Raw genomic sequence first — 17,321 nt, 5'->3', positions numbered from 1 at the left:
GGTTAAAGGGCAGGGGCAGGGCGATCGTAACCCAGCCGGGCCAGGGTATCGACGATGGTCTGGGTCTGGCTGTCGATCTCGATGTTCACTGACTGGCCCTGTTCGGCCGTACCGAAAGTCGTGGCCCGCAGGGTTTCCGGAATCAGGTGAACGTTAAAGCGGTTACCGGTGACCTCGCCAATGGTCAGGCTGGCGCCGTTGATGGCGATATAGCCTTTCGGGAACACATACTTCATCCAGCTCTCCGGCACCTCGAACCACAGGGTTACGTTGTTCTCTGTGCGGAGGATCTCAGCCAGAACCGCAGTGGTGTGCACGTGGCCGCTGAGCAGGTGGCCGCCAATCTCGTCACCAATACGGGCTGCCCGCTCAAAGTTGACTGAATCCCCTTCAGACAGGTTGCCCAGTGTGGTCAGCCTCAGGGTTTCCTGCATGGCATCAAAGTACAGCAGGTCGCCGTCTTGCCGGGTTACCGTCAGGCAGGTGCCATTGATCGCGACCGAGGCGCCGATGGTTACACCTTGCACCTTGGCTTCCGGAAAGCGCACCACCAGTGTGTTCAGCCCCGGTGCCGTGATGACTTCCGCAATGGTGGCCACCCCCTGAACGATACCTGTAAACATCACGAATCTCCTGAACGGTTGCAGTCATGCCAAGGTATGCTTGACACGGCAGGGTGTCAAACGTATGTTTCAAACAGACGTTTGTTAGAGGCATGGATAACAAAATGGCGCAGTCAGATACCGTAGACCGCATACTTGATGCTGCTGAGGAGCTTTTTGCCGAGCGTGGTTTCTCGGAAACGTCTCTTCGCATGATTACCAGTAAGGCTAAAGTAAATCTGGCCGCTGTCAATTACCACTTTGGTTCAAAGAACGCGCTGATTCACGCGGTTTTCGCGCGTTTTCTGACGCCTTTCTCTGCAACTCTGGAGACTGCGTTCGACGAACTGGAAGCAAAGTGTGACGGCAAACCGGCTACCCTGAACCAGACCCTCTGGGCGCTCACGGAAAGTGCCGTGCGTATGCCCCAGCGCAACGAAAAAGGTATTTCCATTTTCATGCGCCTGCTCGGGCTGGCCTACACCCAGAGCCAGGGCCACCTGCGCAAGTTCCTGGAGCAGGAATACAGCGAGCCATTCGGTCGTTTCATGCGTCTTCTCAAAGAAGCCACCCCTGAGTTGTCCTCGGTTGACCGCTACTGGCGTATCCAGTTCATGCTGGGTGCCACCGCCTTTACCATGTCCAGCAGCGATGCCCTGATCGACATCCTGGAAAACAAGCTGGGTGTGCACACCACGGTGCAGGAGATTGCCGCGCGCCTGGTGCCGTTCCTGGCGGCCGGTATGACCGCACCAGACAAAATGCTGGTTTCTGCCCCGGCCCGGCCCGCGCCGGTTGCCTGAGTTCCCCCGCCTCGGTTAGGCTTCCCTCTGGTTTCCGGCCGGAGGGAGCTTCCCTTTTGAATACCCCCTTGCCCCCCGGGGCTTATCTGACCATTGATATCGCCAGCCAGGTGTTAACGGTGTGTACTGCTGATGGCAGCGCGCTGGCCAGTTACCCCATATCGACCGCCCTGAACGGACCGGGTGAGCAGGATAGCAGCGGCTGCACTCCCCGGGGCGAGCACTATATCCGCGCTTGCATCGGCGAAGGCCAGCCGCTGAATACAGTCTTTCGGGGCCGCCGGCCCACCGGTGAGATATACTCGCCACAACTGGCAGCTGAACACCCTGATCGGGACTGGATACTGACCCGTATACTCTGGCTTTGTGGCCGGGAGTGGGGGCGCAACCGTGGCCCGGGGGTGGATTCCTTCCGGCGCTTTATCTACATTCACGGCACCCCGGATACCGAACCCATGGGCGAGGCCCTGTCCCATGGCTGTGTACGGATGAGAAACACCGACATCGCAGAACTGTTTGCGCGGGTAAGGGTAGGCACCCGCGTTGTTATTGGATGAACTGACAGACTCAGAGGAACACAATGATTGGTCAAATGCTGGCTTTTATGAATGGCTCGATCGAAAAATTCGGTTTGTTGTCAGACGGGTGGCGTGCAGGCGTCCTGATATTCCTCCTGGTTCTGGGCACGGCCACCGTTGCCTTTATAGTCAGCCGGTTGATTCTGGCCGTCGAGAACAAGTTCAAGTCGACTAAAAACAAATGGGACGATGCCTTCCTGCATGCCGCCCGCCGGCCCGTGGTGGCGTTTGTCTGGCTGCAGGGTGTTTACTGGGCAGCCGAGGTGGCCCATCACTTCAGTGACGCGGAAGTCTTCAAGGCCAACGGCACGGTGCTGCAGATCGGCTTTGTCTGGGTGCTGGTCTGGTTCCTGTTCGGCCTGGTGAAGGAAGTCGAAAAGGTCCTGACATCGCCCATCAAAATGCGTAAGCCGATGGATTACACCACGGTGAACGCTATCAGCAAGCTGTTGCGCGCGGTTATTATCATCACCGCGGTGCTGACCGCCCTGCAGACCCTGGGCTTCAGTATTTCCGGGGTTCTGGCCTTTGGTGGTGTGGGTGGTATCGCGGTCGGCTTTGCCGCCAAGGACCTGCTGGCCAACTTCTTTGGCGGCTTCATCATTCACCTGGACCGTCCGTTCAAGGTCGGTGACTGGATCCGCTCGCCGGACCGTAACATTGAAGGCACCGTGGAGCACATTGGCTGGCGCCTGACCACCATTCGCACTTTCGACAAGCGCCCCCTGTATGTGCCCAACGCGGTATTCACCACCATCGCGGTGGAAAACCCGTCCCGCATGACCAACCGCCGCATCTCCGAAACCATCGGCATTCGCTATGCCGATGTACACTCCATGCAGAAGATCGTGGAAGAAATCCGCGAGATGCTGAAAAACCACGAAGAAATCGACAGCAACCAGACCCTGATTGTGAACTTCCTGGCGTTCAATGCCTCATCGCTGGATATCATGCTGTACACCTTCACCAAGACCACCGAATGGGTGCGCTTCCATGAGATCAAGGAAGATGTACTGCTGAAGGTCAGCGACATTATCGAATCCCATGGCGCCGAGATTGCCTTCCCGACCCGTACCTTGCATTTGCCGGACGGTGTCAGGCTCAGTGGCGAGGCGAGCGAACAAGGTGAAGCCCGCAGTGAGGGTAGCAAAGAAGCCCCGGAATCCCGTGGCGAAAGCGAGCAGGGCGGACAATCTGCAGGAGACAAGGCATGACCGCAAGCACCAACCCGGTCGGGATTATCGGCGGTACTGGCCTGACCAGTCTGAGTGACCTCGAAATTGTTGGCGAAGAAACCGTCCGCACCCGTTGGGGCGAGCCCTCAGACAAGCTGGTACATGGCCGGCTGGGTGACCAGGCCGTGGTGTTCCTGGCCCGCCATGGCAACCCTCACCGCATTCCGCCCCACCAGGTGAACTACCGCGCCAATCTGCAGGCACTCTACGACGCCGGGGTGCGAACCGTGGTGGGAGTGAATGCCGTGGGTGGTATCCACAAGGCCATGGGGCCGGCCCATGTGGTGGTGCCAGACCAGGTGATTGATTACACCTGGGGGCGGGCCAGCACCTTTTTTGAGGGCGAGCTGGAGCATGTTACCCACATTGATTTCACCAACCCGTATGACCAGGAAAGTCGGCAACTGCTGATTGATGCTGCCCGGGGGCTGAAGCTGGATTTCTCGGATTTCGGAGTCTACGCGGCCACCCAGGGGCCAAGGCTGGAAACTGCGGCCGAGATCAGGCGACTCGAGCGGGATGGCTGTGACCTGGTGGGAATGACCGGGATGCCGGAAGCCGTGCTGGCGGCGGAGTTGGGTATGCGTTACGTGTGCCTGGCCCTGGTGGTGAACTGGGCGGCCGGAAAGTCCGACCACATCATTACCATGGAAGAAATCGACCAGGCCATTGACCAGGGCATGGCAGGCGTGAAGACAGTCCTGGAGCGGTCAATGGCCGGCCTGGGCCAGCTTAGCCCTCGATCTTCCTGAAGAACACCAGCACGCCAACAGTGGGGGAATCGATAAAGTGGATTTCCTCACTGCGCATGCGGCGGGTTTCGCGAATCCAGGTAATCAGTTCCTGCTGTTCTTCACCTTCCTGCCAGTGGTTAAGATGCACCTTCACGTGCAGGTAGCGCTGGCGGTCGATTTCGATATGGCCTTCCACGGCGCGCTCGCCGGCTCCGCCAAGCCATTTGCCCGCGGCGACCCGCATGGGGCGGCCGTTATAGTTGGGCGGAAACGTCTGATACCAGCCGGCGGTGGCCAGAACCCTGTAGTTGCCGCTGTTTTCCAGACGGGCGGCAGCCTGGTTCAGGTACAGTTCGTTGCGGGCAGCCAGCCGGACATCAGAAGCCCGGTTGCCGTTGGCGTCTTCTACCCACAGTGAGCGGATACCGCTCAGGGGTGGTTCCACCGGCATGCCGGCCATCTGCTCTTCAAGGGCAGAGGGGTCTACCAGTCGTTCGACAATTACCACTTCTGCGCGGTAAAAATCATCCGGTGTCTGGGCCAGGGCCTTGCCGGCTGGCATCAGTACGAATGCCAGGGCCAGTGCGGCAGTCAAAGCCTGCTTGAAACAGAGATCGCGTGCTTGCAAGTGTGTCACTCCAGCTGATTCGGGTTGGCTCAGGCTTTCTTTGCCGGCGCCGGCTTGCTCTGCTCCGGCCCGAGTTCCATGAGCATGGCTGAGATGGCGTCGAGTTTACCACTGGTTGAATCATCATTCAGCCGGAAGCGGAAGCTGTTGGCCCCTTCCAGCCGGTAGGTGTCCGGTGCGGATTGCACTTTTTTAACCAGTACCAGCGGGTCCACCGGCGTGCTTGCGCCGAACTCCAGGCGCACCCATTCCTTGCCGGCGTCCACTTTTACAATGCCCAGGGCGTCTGCTTTCAGGCGCAGGCGGGTCTGGTTCACCAGGTTCTTTGCCGGTTCCGGTAATAATCCGAACCGGTCAATCATCTCAACCTGAAGTTCTTTTAATTCTTCTTCGTTCTGCACACTGGCGATGCGCTTGTACAGCATCAGCCGGTTGTGTACATCCGGCAAATAGTCGTCCGGAATCAACGCCGGAATGCGCAGGTTCATCTCGGTGCCATGGCTCAGGGGCAGTTCCGCATTGGGTGTGCGGCCCTCTCGGATGGCTTTTACCGCTTCGTCCAGCAGCTGCATGTATAGGGTGAAGCCGATGCTTTCAATCTGCCCGCTCTGTTCCTCGCCCAGCAGCTCGCCCGCGCCCCGGATTTCCAGGTCGTGGGTGGCCAGCATGAAGCCGGCGCCCAGGTCCTGGGCTTCGGAAATGGCATCCAGCCGTTTTTTTGCGTCGGTGGAAATGCTCTTGGGCGGTGGCGTCAGCAGGTAGGCGTAGGCCTGGTGGTGGGAGCGGCCAACCCGGCCCCGAAGCTGGTGCAGCTGAGCCAGGCCGAATTTATCCGCCCGCTCGATAATAATGGTGTTGGCACTGGGGATGTCGATGCCGGTTTCCACAATGGTGGTACACACCAGCACGTTGAAGCGCTTGTGGTAGAAGTCCGACATGATCTGTTCCAGCTGGCGCTCCCGCATCTGCCCGTGGGCCACACCTACCCGGGCTTCGGGAATCAGCCGGCGCAGGTCCTCGGCGGTTTTCTCGATGGTCGAGACATCGTTGTGCAGGAAGTACACCTGACCACCCCGCAAAATTTCCCGCAGAATGGCTTCTTTTACCATCGCCTCGTCACGCTGGCGCACGAAGGTTTTCACCGACAGCCGGCGGGCCGGCGGCGTGGCGATAATGGACAGGTCCCGCAAGTGGCCCATGGCCATGTTCAGGGTCCGGGGGATGGGCGTGGCGGTGAGGGTGAGCATGTCTACCTCCGCCCGCAGGGACTTCAGCTTTTCTTTCTGCTGAACGCCGAACCGGTGTTCCTCGTCGATAATCACCAGCCCCAGGTTCTTGAACTTGATATCGCCCTGCAGCAGCTTGTGGGTGCCGATGACAATATCGGCCTTGCCTTCTTCAATGGCGGCAATGGCCTTGGTGGTCTGGGCGCCGCTGCGGAAACGGCTGAGCAGTTCCACGGTCACCGGGGTGTCAGAGAACCGGTCCCGGAAGGACTCATAATGCTGCTGCGCCAGCAGGGTGGTGGGCACCAGTACCGCCACCTGCTTGCCGGACCAGGTGGCCAGGAAAGCGGCGCGCATGGCCACCTCGGTTTTACCGAAGCCGACATCGCCACACACCAGGCGATCCATGGGGCGTTCGCCGGTCATGTCTTCGAACACGGATTGAATGGCCACCTGCTGGTCTGGTGTTTCCTCGAACGGGAAGCCGGCAGCGAAGGCCCGGTAGGCTTCTTTCGGGTCTTCAAACTGGAAGCCCTTGCGGGCTTCCCGGCGGGCGTATACGTCCAGCAGTTCGGCGGCGGTATCGCGAATCTTCTCCAGGGCCTTCTGCTTGGCGTTGCTCCAGCGGTCGGTGCCCAGCTTGTGCAGGGGCGCATGTTCTTCATCGGTACCGGCGTAGCGGGAAATCAGGTGCAGGCTGGAGACCGGCACGTAAAGTTTCGAGCCGCCGGCGTATTCGAGCATCAGGAATTCATCGGCCTGGCCGCCGGCGGTAATGGTTTCCAGGCCTTTGTAGCGGCCAACCCCGTGGTCGATATGCACCACCGGCGAGCCAATGCGCAGTTCGGACAGGTCCCGGTAACCGTGGTCGTCCACCTCGGTGGGCTTCTCGCGCCGCCGGCGCTGCAATACCCGCTCGCCAAACAGGGCAGTTTCGGTAATCAGCGCCAGGTTTTGCTCCGGCAGCACCATGCCCTGTTCCATGGGGGCAATGGTAATGGCCAGGGTGGCGTCGGATTTCTCCAGAAACTCCTGCCAGCCAGTGACGGTGGCCAGTTTCAGTTTGTGGTCACCCAGGTTTTCGATCAGTGCTTCCCGCCGGCCGGAGGATTCGGCACAGATCAGTACCCGGCCGGGAAACTCCCTGATGAACCGTTTCAGTCGTCCGGCAGGATCCGCCGCCCGTCCGTCCATGGCCACATCCGGCAGGGCTTCGGCATAGCAGTTGGCGCTGCCGGCACCTTCAACCGGTTCCGGAGTACAGGTGACCCTCGGGTAGGGTTTGAGCTGGCCAAACACCTCGTCTTGCTGCAGGAACAGCTCCGAGGGCGGCAGGATAGGCCGCAACCGGTCGTGGCGCCGGTCTTCATGGCGGGCCCGGGTTTCGGCATCAAACGCCGCCACGGCATCGTTCAGCCCGTCGGCCGTGAACACCAGGGTAGAAGCCGGCAGGTAATCGAACAGGGTGGCGGTTTCGTCAAAAAACAGCGGCAGGTAGTACTCGATGCCCGGCGGGGTAATGCCGTTGCTGACATCCTGGTACACCGGAGCCTCTTTATCGGCATTCGGGAAATGCTCGAACCAGCGGTTGCGGAAGCCGGAGCGGGCATCCTTATGCCATGGGAATTCATGGGCCGGCAGCAGTTCGATCTGCTCGATGCGGTCGATAGAACGCTGGGTTTCCGGATCGAAGGTGCGCAGGGTTTCGATTTCATCATCGAACAGGTCAATCCGGTAGGGCAGGTTGGAGCCCATGGGATAGATGTCCAGGATCGCTCCACGTACCGCGTATTCACCATGCTCGTACACGTTTTCGGCGTGGTGATAGCCGGCGGCTTCCAGTTGCATGCGCCAGCTGTCGATATCCAGGTTCTGGCCGACTTTCAGCAGCAGGGTGTTGCCCTGCAGGTAGCTGGGGGGTGCCAGCCGGTGCATCAGGGTGCGGGCCGGGACCACCAATATGCCGTGCCGGGTAGATGGCAGGCGGTGCAGGGTGCGGATTCGTCGGGAGGTGATGTCCTGGTGTGGCGAGAATAAATCGTAGGGCAGGGTTTCCCAGTCTGGCAGTGACAGCAGTTCCAGCCCGTCTTCGGTGATGGCGGCGCCGTCTTCTTCCGGTGGCAGGTTCAGGAAGAACCGGATGGCCTGTTCCAGCCGGATGGCGTCATCGGTGCTGCGGGTGATCACCAGGGTCAGACCTTTATGGTCCCTCGCGCTTTCGCAGATGGCCAGGGCGTCGCTGCAGCCGGCCAGCTGCCCCCACTTTCGGTGGTCTGACGGTTTTTCCGGCGCCACGGGCGCAATAAGGGCGGTGGCAGTAAAGGAGCGGGCGGAACCTTGGGGCATGGGCTGGCAAATCTCCTGGGTTGGCGCATCGGAAGCGAAAGCGGCCGCTATTCTAGCGTTCGGGGGTGACAGTGTCATGGCCGGGCGACGAAGGTCGGGCAGAAACCTATTTGCCGTAGGCGCCGTTAAGTTGGATAATACGCGCCTCAAATTATTCCCTGTGCTAAACGAGGTCCCAACCGTGAGTCACGAGCAGATCAACCAGCACCTGTCCAACTGGACAGAGAGAGAGTCCACCGCGGAAGCCATGATTCCGCTGATCGGCCGCCTGTACCGCAAGAACAACGTTGTTACGTCTGTTTACGGCCGCGCGATCATCAACCAGTCTGTGATCGATATCATCCGTGCCCACCGCTTTGTTCGCCAGGTTGAGCACAGCGAGCTGTCTGTTCACGACACCCTGCCTATCCTGCAGGAAATGGACAAGCTGGAACTGGGCCGTGCCCACGTGGATATCGGCAAGCTGGCCGTTAAATTCAAGGAAGAAGGTGGCGACCTCGCCGAATTCCTGAAGCGCGAAATCGGCCCGGTGGTTGGCCAGTACGCCAGCCAGTCTGAAGAAGACTCCAAAAACGAAACCAAAGACGTTGTCCTTTACGGCTTTGGCCGTATCGGCCGTCTGCTGGCCCGCATCCTGATCGAGAAGGCCGGTGGCGGTAACAACCTGCGCCTGCGTGCCATCGTGGTTCGTCAGGGCGGCGCCGAAAACGACCTGGAAAAGCGTGCCAGCCTGCTGCGCCGTGATTCCGTGCATGGTCCGTTCGACGGCACCATCACCGTAGACGAAGAAAACTCCGCGCTGATCGCCAACGGTAACTTCATCAAGGTGATCTACTCCGATGGCCCGGACAAGGTGGACTACACCGACTACGACATCCACAACGCCATCGTGATCGACAACACCGGTAAGTGGCGCGACGAAGAAGGCCTGGGCCTGCACTTGAAATCCAAGGGTGTCAGCCGCGTCATCCTGACCGCGCCGGGCAAGGGCGACATCAAGAACATCGTTTACGGCATCAACAACGACTGGATCACCGACGAAGACAAGATCCTGTCTGCTGCCTCCTGTACCACCAACGCCATTACCCCGGTACTGAAGGCCATCAACGACGAGTACGGCATTGAAGACGGCCACGTTGAAACCGTTCACTCCTACACCAACGACCAGAACCTGATCGATAACTACCACAAGGGTAGTCGTCGTGGTCGTAGTGCGGCCCTGAACATGGTTATCACCGAAACCGGTGCTGCCAAGGCGGTTGCCAAGGCTCTGCCGGAGCTGAAGGGCAAGCTGAGCGGTAACGCTATCCGCGTGCCGACTCCGAACGTGTCTATGGCGATCCTGAACCTGAACCTGAAGTCAGACGTTGAAGCGGATAAGGTAAACGACTACCTGCGCGACATGGCCCTGCACTCCGAGTTGCAGAAGCAGATCGACTTCGTGAACTCTCCGGAAGTGGTGTCTACCGACTTCGTAGGCTCCCGCCACGCCGGTGTTGTGGATGCCCAGGCCACCATTGCCAACGGCAAGCGCCTGATCCTGTACGTATGGTACGACAACGAGTTCGGTTACAGCGCCCAGGTTATCCGCTGCGTTAACCAGATGGCCGGAGTAACCTACCCGATCTTCCCGAAGCGCACCCGCGACTAAAGTCGTAGGCCGCTTCCTCGAGAAGTGATCGGACCGGCCCCGGTAGCGTAAGTTACCGGGGCTTTCCTGCTTTAAGGGACCGCTAAAACCATTTTGGTTACCGGTGGAAATAGGTTTCCTTAATCTCTATAATTGGCGCGATTTTGGGTATGTCTGGCACCCCGTTTCTCAACCTTTCCTGGGCCGCAGGGGGCCGGGCGTTAATAATCCACAGAAACAGTTTCTGATGATTGGACGAGGCTAATGATCAAGATCAAAAAAGGCCTGGATCTTCCCATCAGCGGCGCTCCCGAACAGACCATTACAGATGGCAAGCCGATTCGCCACGTGGCATTGATCGGTTTTGACTATCACGGCATGAAGCCGACCATGGCTGTGAAAGAGGGAGACCGTGTCAAGCGCGGTACGCTGCTGTTTACGGACAAGAAGACCGAGGGCGTTCGTTATACTTCACCAGCCGCAGGCGTGGTGAAAGAAATCAATCGCGGTGAGCGTCGTGTATTCCAGTCTGTTGTTATCGAAATCGATGGCAACGATGCGGAAACCTATGCCCGTTACAACGATTCGGACCTTGCCGGCCTGGAACGCCAGCAGGTGGTCGACAACCTGGTAGAGTCCGGCCTGTGGACAGCTTTCCGCACGCGGCCCTACAGCAAGGTTCCGGAAATCGATTCCGCACCGAATTCCATTTTCGTGTCTGTGATGGACACCAACCCCCTGGCGGCAGACCCCACCGTTATCATCGGCGAGAACAGCAAGGCTTTTGAAAAAGGCCTGACCATTATTTCCCGCCTGACCAACGGCAAGGTCTTCGTAACCGGCAAGCCCGGCGCCAATGTTTCTGTGCCCAAGGCCGACAATATTGAAGTGCACCAGTTTGACGGTGTGCACCCGGCCGGCAACGTAGGTACCCATATCCATCACCTGGATCCGGTATCTGCCAGCAAAACTGTCTGGTCCATCAACTACCAGGACGTTATCGACATCGCCAAGCTGTTCGAAACCGGTGAAGTGCCGGTAGAGCGCATTGTGGCGATTGCTGGCCCGAAAGCCTCCAAGCCCCGCCTGGTTCGTGCCCGTCTGGGTGCCAGCCTGCAGGAGTTGCTGGACGGCGAAGTGGCGACTGACTGTCAGGTTCGTGCTATTTCCGGTTCTGTGTTTGGTGGCCGTCGCGGCGAAGGCCCCTGCGCCTACCTAGGCCGCTTTGCCAACCAGGTAAGCGTGCTGGAAGAGCAGAGCAAGCGTGAGTTCATGGGTTGGTTGTCTCCGGGCCCCAACAAGTTCTCGGTGCTGAATATCTATCTGTCCAAGCTCAACCCGGGCAAGCTGTTCAACTTCACCACCACGACCAACGGCAGTGAGCGCGCCATGGTGCCAGTAGGCGCCTATGAGCAGATCATGCCGCTGGATATCCTGCCAACGCAGTTGCTGCGTTCGCTGATTGTGGGTGATACCGAAATGGCACAGAAACTGGGTGCCCTGGAGCTGGATGAAGAAGATCTGGCGCTGTGCACCTTCGTGTGCCCCGGCAAATATGAATACGGTCCGATTCTCCGCGAGAACCTGACCCGAATCGAGATCGAGGGCTAATACGATGGCAATCCGACAGTTTCTCGATGGAATCGAGCATCACTTTGAAAAAGGCGGCAAGTACGAGCGCTGGTACGCCCTGTACGAAGCCGTCGATACAATTTTCTATTCGCCTTCGAGCGTAACCAAGACCACATCCCATGTGCGTGACGGCGTAGACCTCAAGCGCATCATGATCACCGTGTGGTTGTGTACTTTCCCGGCCATGTTCTTCGGTATGTGGAACATCGGTTTCCAGGCCAACAGCTTCCTGGCAGAAAATGCCGGCGCCCAGATTGCCGACGGCGGCCTGCGTGAAGCCTTCATTACCGCCCTGGCGGTAACCGGAGCCGGAGCCGGCCTTTGGGATAACTTCGTATATGGCCTGGCGTACTTTGTGCCCATCTACGCGGTTACCTTTATTGTGGGTGGCTTCTGGGAAGTCCTGTTCGCCACCGTGCGCAAGCACGAAGTGAACGAAGGCTTCTTTGTGACCTCCGTACTGTTCGCACTGATCTGCCCGCCCACCATCCCGCTGTGGCAGGTGGCCTTGGGTATCACCTTCGGTGTGGTGATCGGTAAGGAAGTGTTCGGCGGTACCGGCAAGAACTTCCTGAACCCGGCCCTGACCGGTCGTGCCTTCCTGTACTTCGCCTATCCGGCGCAGATTTCCGGCGACACCGTCTGGACTGCGGTTGACGGCTTCAGTGGCGCCACGGCGCTGAGCTGGGCCGCCAGTGGTGGTCTGGAAGCTCTGGAAGCTCAAATTGGCTGGATGAGCGCCTTCATGGGCACCATTCAGGGCTCGATGGGTGAGACCTCGACACTGGCCATTCTGATTGGTGGCCTGATCCTGTTGGGGATGAAGATTGCCTCCTATCGCATCGTCGGAGGTGTGTTGATCGGTATGATCGGCATGTCGCTGCTGCTAAACATCATAGGTTCCGAGACCAATCCGATGTTCGCGGTTCCGGCGCATTGGCATCTGGTCATGGGCGGGTTTGCCTTTGGCATGATGTTCATGGCGACGGATCCGGTGTCCGCCGCGATGACTGACACGGGTCGCTGGTGTTTCGGTATTCTGGTAGGCGTGATGACTGTGCTGATCCGCGTGATCAATCCGGCGTTCCCGGAAGGCATCATGCTTGCCATCCTGTTCGCAAACCTGTTCGCGCCATTGATGGACCATTACGTGGTTCAGGCCAACATCAAACGGAGGCTTGCTCGTGGCTAAAGCTAAAGAAACCGTCTCCCGCACGCTGATCGTTGCGCTGGTGCTGAGTATCGTGTTCTCTGTCGTGGTATCCACCGCGGCGGTCATGCTCAGACCTGCCCAGGTCAAGAATCAGCATCTTGATATGACAACGAACATTCTCTCTGCCGCAGGTATGCTGGATCAAGGCGATACTGCAGAGCAGATTTTGCAGAAATTCGAGAGTTTCGATGTTCGCCTGGTGGATTTGGATACTGGTAAATTTGTAAAGCCTTCCGCCGTTGGTGTTGCTGAGCCCATGAAATATGATATGTACAAGGCTGCCTCGGACCCTCAGTTGTCTACGGATATTCCTTCCTCGGAAGACAAGGCTGGCATCAAGCGCCGGCCGAATGTTGCCAGGGTGTATACGCTGAGCGAGAACGGAGAGCTAGTGCGTGTGGTACTGCCAATTCATGGTTATGGCCTCTGGTCTACATTGTATGGCTTCATTTCGCTGGAAGGTGATTTGAACACCATTGAAGGGCTTGGCTTTTACTCCCACGCCGAAACTCCGGGCCTCGGTGGGGAGGTAGACAATCCACGCTGGAAGTCGCAGTGGGTGGGGAAGAAAGTTTATGATGGTGATCGCACTGAACCGCAGATCAAACTGGTTAAAGGTGGCGTAAACGTTGATGCAAAAAAAAGGCAGCATAAAGTGGATGCTCTGTCCGGGGCAACGTTGACCAGTCGCGGCGTTGAGCAACTGGTTAACTACTGGATGGGCGACCGCGGATACGCGCCGTTCCTGCAAAAACTTCGTGAAGGGGAGGTCTGATCATGGCAGATGCATCAGCCAAACAGGTTCTCTTCGAACCGATCTTCAGCAATAACCCGATTGCCCTGCAGATCCTGGGCATCTGTTCAGCGCTGGCGGTTACCACCAGCATGAACGTTACACTTGTTATGTGCGCGGCGGTTATTGCCGTTACCGCATTTTCCAACCTGGCCGTGTCCCTGGTACGCACCCAGATTCCGGGCAGTATCCGGATCATCGTGCAGATGACCATTATCGCCTCCCTGGTAATCGTGGTTGACCAGGTGCTCAAGGCCTATGCCTACGAGATTTCCAAGCAGCTCTCAGTGTTCGTTGGTCTGATTATCACCAACTGCATCGTTATGGGCCGCGCGGAAGGCTTTGCCATGAAGAACGGCCCCTGGCTGAGCTTCCTGGACGGCGTTGGTAACGGTCTGGGCTACTCGGTACTCCTGATCTTCGTTGCCTTCTTCCGTGAATTGCTGGGCGCCGGCTCACTGTTCGGTGTCTCCCTGATGCCGGTGGTGAACGAAGGTGGCTGGTACATTCCTAACGGCTTGTTGCTGCTGCCGCCGAGTGCGTTCTTTATTATCGGCCTGGCGATCTGGGGTCTGCGGACCTGGAAGCCGGAGCAGGTTGAAGAGCCGGACTATAAAATGTCTCGCCATGTCGCCAAGGAGGCCTTCTGATGGAGCATTATATCAGCTTGATTCTGAAGGCTGTTTTTGTTGAAAACATGGCGCTGGCCTTCTTCCTGGGGATGTGTACCTTCCTGGCCATCTCCAAGAAGATCGAGGCCGCAACCGGTCTTGGCATTGCCGTGGTGGTCGTGCTGACGGTCACCGTTCCGGTGAACAACCTTCTGTACAACAGCGTTCTGCGCGAAGGCGCCCTGGATTGGGCTGGCCTGCCGAACGTAGACCTGAGCTTTCTCGGATTGCTGACGTATATCGGGGTAATCGCGGCGATTGTTCAGATCATGGAAATGGTACTGGACAAGTATATCCCGGCGCTCTATGCCGCTCTGGGTGTGTTCCTGCCACTGATTACAGTGAACTGCGCCATTCTGGGTGCCTCGCTGTTCATGGTGGAGCGTGACTACACCTTTGGCGAGAGTGTGGTGTACGGCTTTGGCGCCGGTGTTGGCTGGGCCCTGGCCATCATCGCCCTGGCGGGTATCCGCGAGAAGCTGAAGTACAGTGACGTTCCGGAAGGCCTGCGCGGCCTGGGTATCACCTTCATTACTGTTGGTCTGATGTCCCTGGGCTTCATGTCCTTCTCCGGCATCTCACTGTAACTCACCCGGTGATTCGGTTTAACGAAAAGGCGAGACCATGAATACAGAAATTATTCTCGGCGTGGTCATGTTCACCGTTATCGTTCTGGCCCTGGTCGCAGTGATTCTTGCGGCCCGGTCCAGGCTGGTAAGCACCGGTGATGTGACCATTGAGATCAACGACGATCCCGAACACACGCTGAAGACCGAAGCCGGCGGCAAGCTGCTCGGTACTCTGGCTAACAGTGGTATTTTTCTGTCCTCTGCTTGTGGTGGCGGCGGTACCTGCGCCCAGTGCAAGTGCAAGGTTCTGGAGGGCGGCGGTGCCATGCTGCCGACGGAAAAGACCCACTTCACCAATCGTGAAGAGAAAGAGGGCTGGCGCCTGTCCTGCCAGGTTCCTGTAAAACAGGACATGAAGGTGGAAGTGCCGGAAGAGTTCTTTGGCGTCAAGAAGTGGGAATGCGAGGTTGTCTCCAACCACAACGTCGCCACCTTCATCAAAGAGCTGGTGCTCAAGCTGCCGGAAGGCGAGGAAGTTGACTTCCGCGCAGGCGGTTATGTACAGCTGGAGTGCCCTCCGTACGAAATCAACTTCAAGGATTTCGATATCGAGGAAGAGTTCCACGAAGACTGGGACAAGCACGACATCTGGCGCTACAAGGGCGTGAACAAGGAAGACACTATCCGGGCCTATTCCATGGCGAACTACCCGGAAGAGAAAGGTCTTCTCAAGTTCAACATCCGTATCGCTACGCCGCCTCCTGGCACTGATCATCCGCCGGGCATCATGTCTACCTTCGTCTTCAACCTGAAGCCGGGTGACAAGGTAACCGTAATGGGACCGTTTGGTGAGTTCTTCGCCAAGGATACCGATGCGGAGATGGTGTTCATCGGTGGTGGTGCGGGTATGGCGCCGATGCGCTCCCACATCTTCGACCAACTGAAGCGCCTGAACTCCAAGCGCAAGATCAGCTTCTGGTACGGTGCCCGTAGTGTGCGCGAAATGTTCTACGTAGAAGATTTCGACATGCTGGCCCGCGAGAACGAGAACTTCGAGTGGCACGTGGCGTTGTCTGACGCGCTGCCGAGCGATAACTGGGAAGGCCCGACCGGCTTTATCCATAACGTGTTGTACGAAAACTATCTGAAGGACCACCCAGCGCCGGAAGACTGTGAGTTCTACATGTGCGGGCCCCCAATCATGAACGCGTCTGTCATCAAGATGTTGAAAGACCTTGGTGTAGAAGACGAAAACATCATGCTGGATGATTTCGGGGGTTAATTCACTCAAATGACATCCGGCAAGATGAAGCCCGCCAGGGTGGTTATAATCAGCGTTTTCTGGGCGCTGGTTATGGCTGCCCTGGCGGGTTGCTCGTTTCAGGACGAGGAAAAAATCTGGGAGATCTCCGGCGGCATTTTTGGCACCACCTATCATATCAACGTGGTATTGCCCGAAGACGAAGCCCGGTTGCAGACCCTGGCTGATGGCATTGAAACCGCACTGAACGATGTAGACGCCAGTATGTCTACCTGGAAGACGGACTCTGAACTGTCTGTCCTGAACCGGAAACAGGACCAGTCCGGGTGGACGCCCTTGTCTCCGGCACTGTTCGAGGTGATCCAGCGGGCGCAGGAAATCTCTGCCCTGACCGATGGCGCGTTCGACATCACCATCGGCCCCGTTGTGAACCTGTGGGGCTTCGGGCCGGAAGCTCGGCTGGAAAAGGCGCCTTCAGAGCAAGAACTGGCAGTACGGATGGCGGCCACCGGCTGGGAAAAGCTGGAGCTGGATGAGCAGCGCCAGGCAATCCGCAGCCAGCAGCCCCAGTACATTGACCTGTCCGGCATTGCCAAGGGCTATGGTGTGGATGTGGTGGCCCGTTACCTCGACAGCGAAGGGGTACAGGCTTACCTGGTGGAGATCGGTGGCGAGGTCCGTACCCTTGGCCGCAAGCCTGGTGGCGACGCCTGGCGGTTAGCCGTAGAAGAGCCCACAGAGGATGCCCGGCAGGTAAACAAGGTTGTCGCGCTCAGCGGGCAGGCCATGGCAACCTCCGGCGACTATCGTAACTATTACGAATCACAAGGGCTGCGCTATTCCCATACAATTGACCCTGATACCGGTAAACCGATAAGTCACAAACTGGCATCGGTAACCGTACTGGCGGATGATTGCATGACAGCCGACGCACTGGCGACTGCATTCAACGTGATGGGTTATGAGAGGGCTGCGAGCCTGGCTACCCGGGAAAACATTCCCGCATACTTTATCGTAAGGGGAGACAACGGTTTTGAAACCCATCAGACACCGGCATTCTCGTCTTACGTTGTCCAGTAAAGGAGGGCAGTAATGGGTACCTTTCTTTTAGTTCTGTTTATTGTGGTACTGCTGGTTGCCGGCATGTCGATCGGCGTTATTTTCGGTCGCAAGCCGATCAGCGGAACCTGTGGTGGTATTGGTGCCCTGGGTATCAGTGCTTCCTGCGATATTTGCGGTGGTAACACCCAGAAGTGTGAAGAGAGCCGGAGTGGCTCCGACGAGCCGGCAAAAATGGAAGACCTGGCCTACGACGCCAGCAAAGCCGACAAGTAACCGCAACGGGTCACCTACAATCACTATAACGACAGCTACGCACTCAAGACGTAGATAAGGAGTCA

General features: G+C 58.0%; 16 protein-coding genes. 13 read left to right on the top strand and 3 right to left on the bottom strand.

Features of this window, described 5'->3' with window-relative positions; genetic code table 11:
* Positions 1-2: 2 nt before the first annotated feature.
* A complete protein-coding gene (locus B2589_RS09005; RefSeq protein ID WP_286816343.1) occupies positions 3-623 on the bottom strand; it encodes a riboflavin synthase subunit alpha in 621 nt (206 codons plus the stop codon).
* A 104-nt stretch (positions 624-727) separates the two neighbouring features.
* Here B2589_RS09005 and B2589_RS09000 point away from each other — a divergent pair, with 104 nt between their 5' ends.
* The 4 genes from B2589_RS09000 to B2589_RS08985 all read left to right on the top strand — a co-directional run bounded on the left by B2589_RS09000 (position 728) and on the right by B2589_RS08985 (position 3,970).
* Positions 728-1,405 (top strand): TetR/AcrR family transcriptional regulator, encoded by a 678-nt coding sequence (locus B2589_RS09000; protein WP_286816342.1) that lies wholly within the window; start codon positions 728-730, stop codon positions 1,403-1,405.
* 68 nt (positions 1,406-1,473) lie between these two features.
* Positions 1,474-1,962, top strand: coding sequence for a L,D-transpeptidase family protein (locus B2589_RS08995; protein WP_414673948.1), 489 nt, complete (start codon positions 1,474-1,476; stop codon positions 1,960-1,962).
* A 23-nt stretch (positions 1,963-1,985) separates the two neighbouring features.
* Positions 1,986-3,197: a mechanosensitive ion channel family protein gene (locus tag B2589_RS08990; RefSeq protein ID WP_286816338.1), complete on the top strand. Its 1,212-nt coding sequence runs from the start codon at positions 1,986-1,988 to the stop codon at positions 3,195-3,197.
* Positions 3,194-3,970, top strand: a complete 777-nt coding sequence (locus B2589_RS08985) for an S-methyl-5'-thioinosine phosphorylase (protein ID WP_286816336.1) — start codon at positions 3,194-3,196, stop codon at positions 3,968-3,970. Before B2589_RS08990 ends, B2589_RS08985 begins: the two co-directional genes overlap by 4 nt.
* On the opposite strand, the gene B2589_RS08980 is transcribed toward B2589_RS08985, so the two are convergent.
* Together B2589_RS08980 and mfd are read right to left on the bottom strand one after the other, a co-directional pair.
* Positions 3,951-4,535 (bottom strand): CsiV family protein, encoded by a 585-nt coding sequence (locus tag B2589_RS08980; protein ID WP_414673947.1) that lies wholly within the window; start codon positions 4,533-4,535, stop codon positions 3,951-3,953. The genes B2589_RS08985 and B2589_RS08980 overlap by 20 nt on opposite strands.
* Before the next feature lie 74 nt (positions 4,536-4,609).
* Positions 4,610-8,152 (bottom strand): transcription-repair coupling factor, encoded by a 3,543-nt coding sequence (gene mfd, locus B2589_RS08975; RefSeq protein ID WP_286816334.1) that lies wholly within the window; start codon positions 8,150-8,152, stop codon positions 4,610-4,612.
* Positions 8,153-8,333: 181 nt separating this feature from the next.
* On the opposite strand from mfd, the gene B2589_RS08970 reads away from it, so the two are divergent.
* From B2589_RS08970 to nqrM, 9 genes are all read left to right on the top strand, one after another.
* The gene (locus B2589_RS08970) at positions 8,334-9,803 is read left to right on the top strand and encodes a glyceraldehyde-3-phosphate dehydrogenase (RefSeq protein ID WP_058340140.1); all 1,470 of its coding nucleotides are present in this window, start codon (positions 8,334-8,336) and stop codon (positions 9,801-9,803) included.
* 243 nt (positions 9,804-10,046) lie between these two features.
* Positions 10,047-11,393 (top strand): Na(+)-translocating NADH-quinone reductase subunit A, encoded by a 1,347-nt coding sequence (locus tag B2589_RS08965; protein WP_286816333.1) that lies wholly within the window; start codon positions 10,047-10,049, stop codon positions 11,391-11,393.
* A gap of 4 nt (positions 11,394-11,397) precedes the next feature.
* Entirely contained in the window at positions 11,398-12,606 is a 1,209-nt protein-coding gene (locus B2589_RS08960) for an NADH:ubiquinone reductase (Na(+)-transporting) subunit B (RefSeq protein WP_286816332.1), read from the top strand.
* Positions 12,599-13,402 carry a Na(+)-translocating NADH-quinone reductase subunit C gene (locus B2589_RS08955; RefSeq protein ID WP_053112423.1) on the top strand — a complete coding sequence of 268 codons (804 nt, stop codon included), beginning with the start codon at positions 12,599-12,601 and terminating at the stop codon, positions 13,400-13,402. The genes B2589_RS08960 and B2589_RS08955 overlap by 8 nt, the downstream gene beginning before the upstream one ends.
* A 2-nt stretch (positions 13,403-13,404) precedes the next feature.
* Positions 13,405-14,070: an NADH:ubiquinone reductase (Na(+)-transporting) subunit D gene (locus B2589_RS08950; RefSeq protein ID WP_008175066.1), complete on the top strand. Its 666-nt coding sequence runs from the start codon at positions 13,405-13,407 to the stop codon at positions 14,068-14,070.
* Positions 14,070-14,678, top strand: a complete 609-nt coding sequence (gene nqrE / locus B2589_RS08945; protein ID WP_286816331.1) for an NADH:ubiquinone reductase (Na(+)-transporting) subunit E — start codon at positions 14,070-14,072, stop codon at positions 14,676-14,678. Before B2589_RS08950 ends, nqrE begins: the two co-directional genes overlap by 1 nt.
* A 37-nt stretch (positions 14,679-14,715) precedes the next feature.
* Positions 14,716-15,942: an NADH:ubiquinone reductase (Na(+)-transporting) subunit F gene (nqrF, locus tag B2589_RS08940; RefSeq protein WP_286816330.1), complete on the top strand. Its 1,227-nt coding sequence runs from the start codon at positions 14,716-14,718 to the stop codon at positions 15,940-15,942.
* A gap of 9 nt (positions 15,943-15,951) precedes the next feature.
* The gene (locus B2589_RS08935; protein ID WP_286816329.1) at positions 15,952-17,001 is read left to right on the top strand and encodes an FAD:protein FMN transferase; all 1,050 of its coding nucleotides are present in this window, start codon (positions 15,952-15,954) and stop codon (positions 16,999-17,001) included.
* 12 nt (positions 17,002-17,013) lie between these two features.
* Positions 17,014-17,256, top strand: coding sequence for a (Na+)-NQR maturation NqrM (nqrM, locus tag B2589_RS08930; protein WP_094625596.1), 243 nt, complete (start codon positions 17,014-17,016; stop codon positions 17,254-17,256).
* Positions 17,257-17,321: the final 65 nt, after the last annotated feature.

Origin of the sequence: Marinobacter sp. UBA3607, assembly GCF_002375525.1 — a bacterium.
Lineage (GTDB): Bacteria > Pseudomonadota > Gammaproteobacteria > Pseudomonadales > Oleiphilaceae > Marinobacter > Marinobacter vinifirmus.
Note: the sequence above shows the minus strand (reverse complement) of the source record. Positions and strands in the feature narration are given on the sequence as shown.

What these genes read in the sequence shown, in the direction of transcription:
- B2589_RS09005 (WP_286816343.1), bottom strand. Translation starts at nt 623, where the DNA reads ATGTTTACAGGTATCGTTCAGGGGGTGGCCACCATTGCGGAAGTCATC.
- B2589_RS09000 (WP_286816342.1), top strand. Translation starts at nt 728, where the DNA reads ATGGCGCAGTCAGATACCGTAGACCGCATACTTGATGCTGCTGAGGAG.
- B2589_RS08990 (WP_286816338.1), top strand. Translation starts at nt 1,986, where the DNA reads ATGATTGGTCAAATGCTGGCTTTTATGAATGGCTCGATCGAAAAATTC.
- B2589_RS08985 (WP_286816336.1), top strand. Translation starts at nt 3,194, where the DNA reads ATGACCGCAAGCACCAACCCGGTCGGGATTATCGGCGGTACTGGCCTG.
- mfd (WP_286816334.1), bottom strand. Translation starts at nt 8,152, where the DNA reads ATGCCCCAAGGTTCCGCCCGCTCCTTTACTGCCACCGCCCTTATTGCG.
- B2589_RS08965 (WP_286816333.1), top strand. Translation starts at nt 10,047, where the DNA reads ATGATCAAGATCAAAAAAGGCCTGGATCTTCCCATCAGCGGCGCTCCC.
- B2589_RS08960 (WP_286816332.1), top strand. Translation starts at nt 11,398, where the DNA reads ATGGCAATCCGACAGTTTCTCGATGGAATCGAGCATCACTTTGAAAAA.
- B2589_RS08950 (WP_008175066.1), top strand. Translation starts at nt 13,405, where the DNA reads ATGGCAGATGCATCAGCCAAACAGGTTCTCTTCGAACCGATCTTCAGC.
- nqrE (WP_286816331.1), top strand. Translation starts at nt 14,070, where the DNA reads ATGGAGCATTATATCAGCTTGATTCTGAAGGCTGTTTTTGTTGAAAAC.
- nqrF (WP_286816330.1), top strand. Translation starts at nt 14,716, where the DNA reads ATGAATACAGAAATTATTCTCGGCGTGGTCATGTTCACCGTTATCGTT.
- B2589_RS08935 (WP_286816329.1), top strand. Translation starts at nt 15,952, where the DNA reads ATGACATCCGGCAAGATGAAGCCCGCCAGGGTGGTTATAATCAGCGTT.
- nqrM (WP_094625596.1), top strand. Translation starts at nt 17,014, where the DNA reads ATGGGTACCTTTCTTTTAGTTCTGTTTATTGTGGTACTGCTGGTTGCC.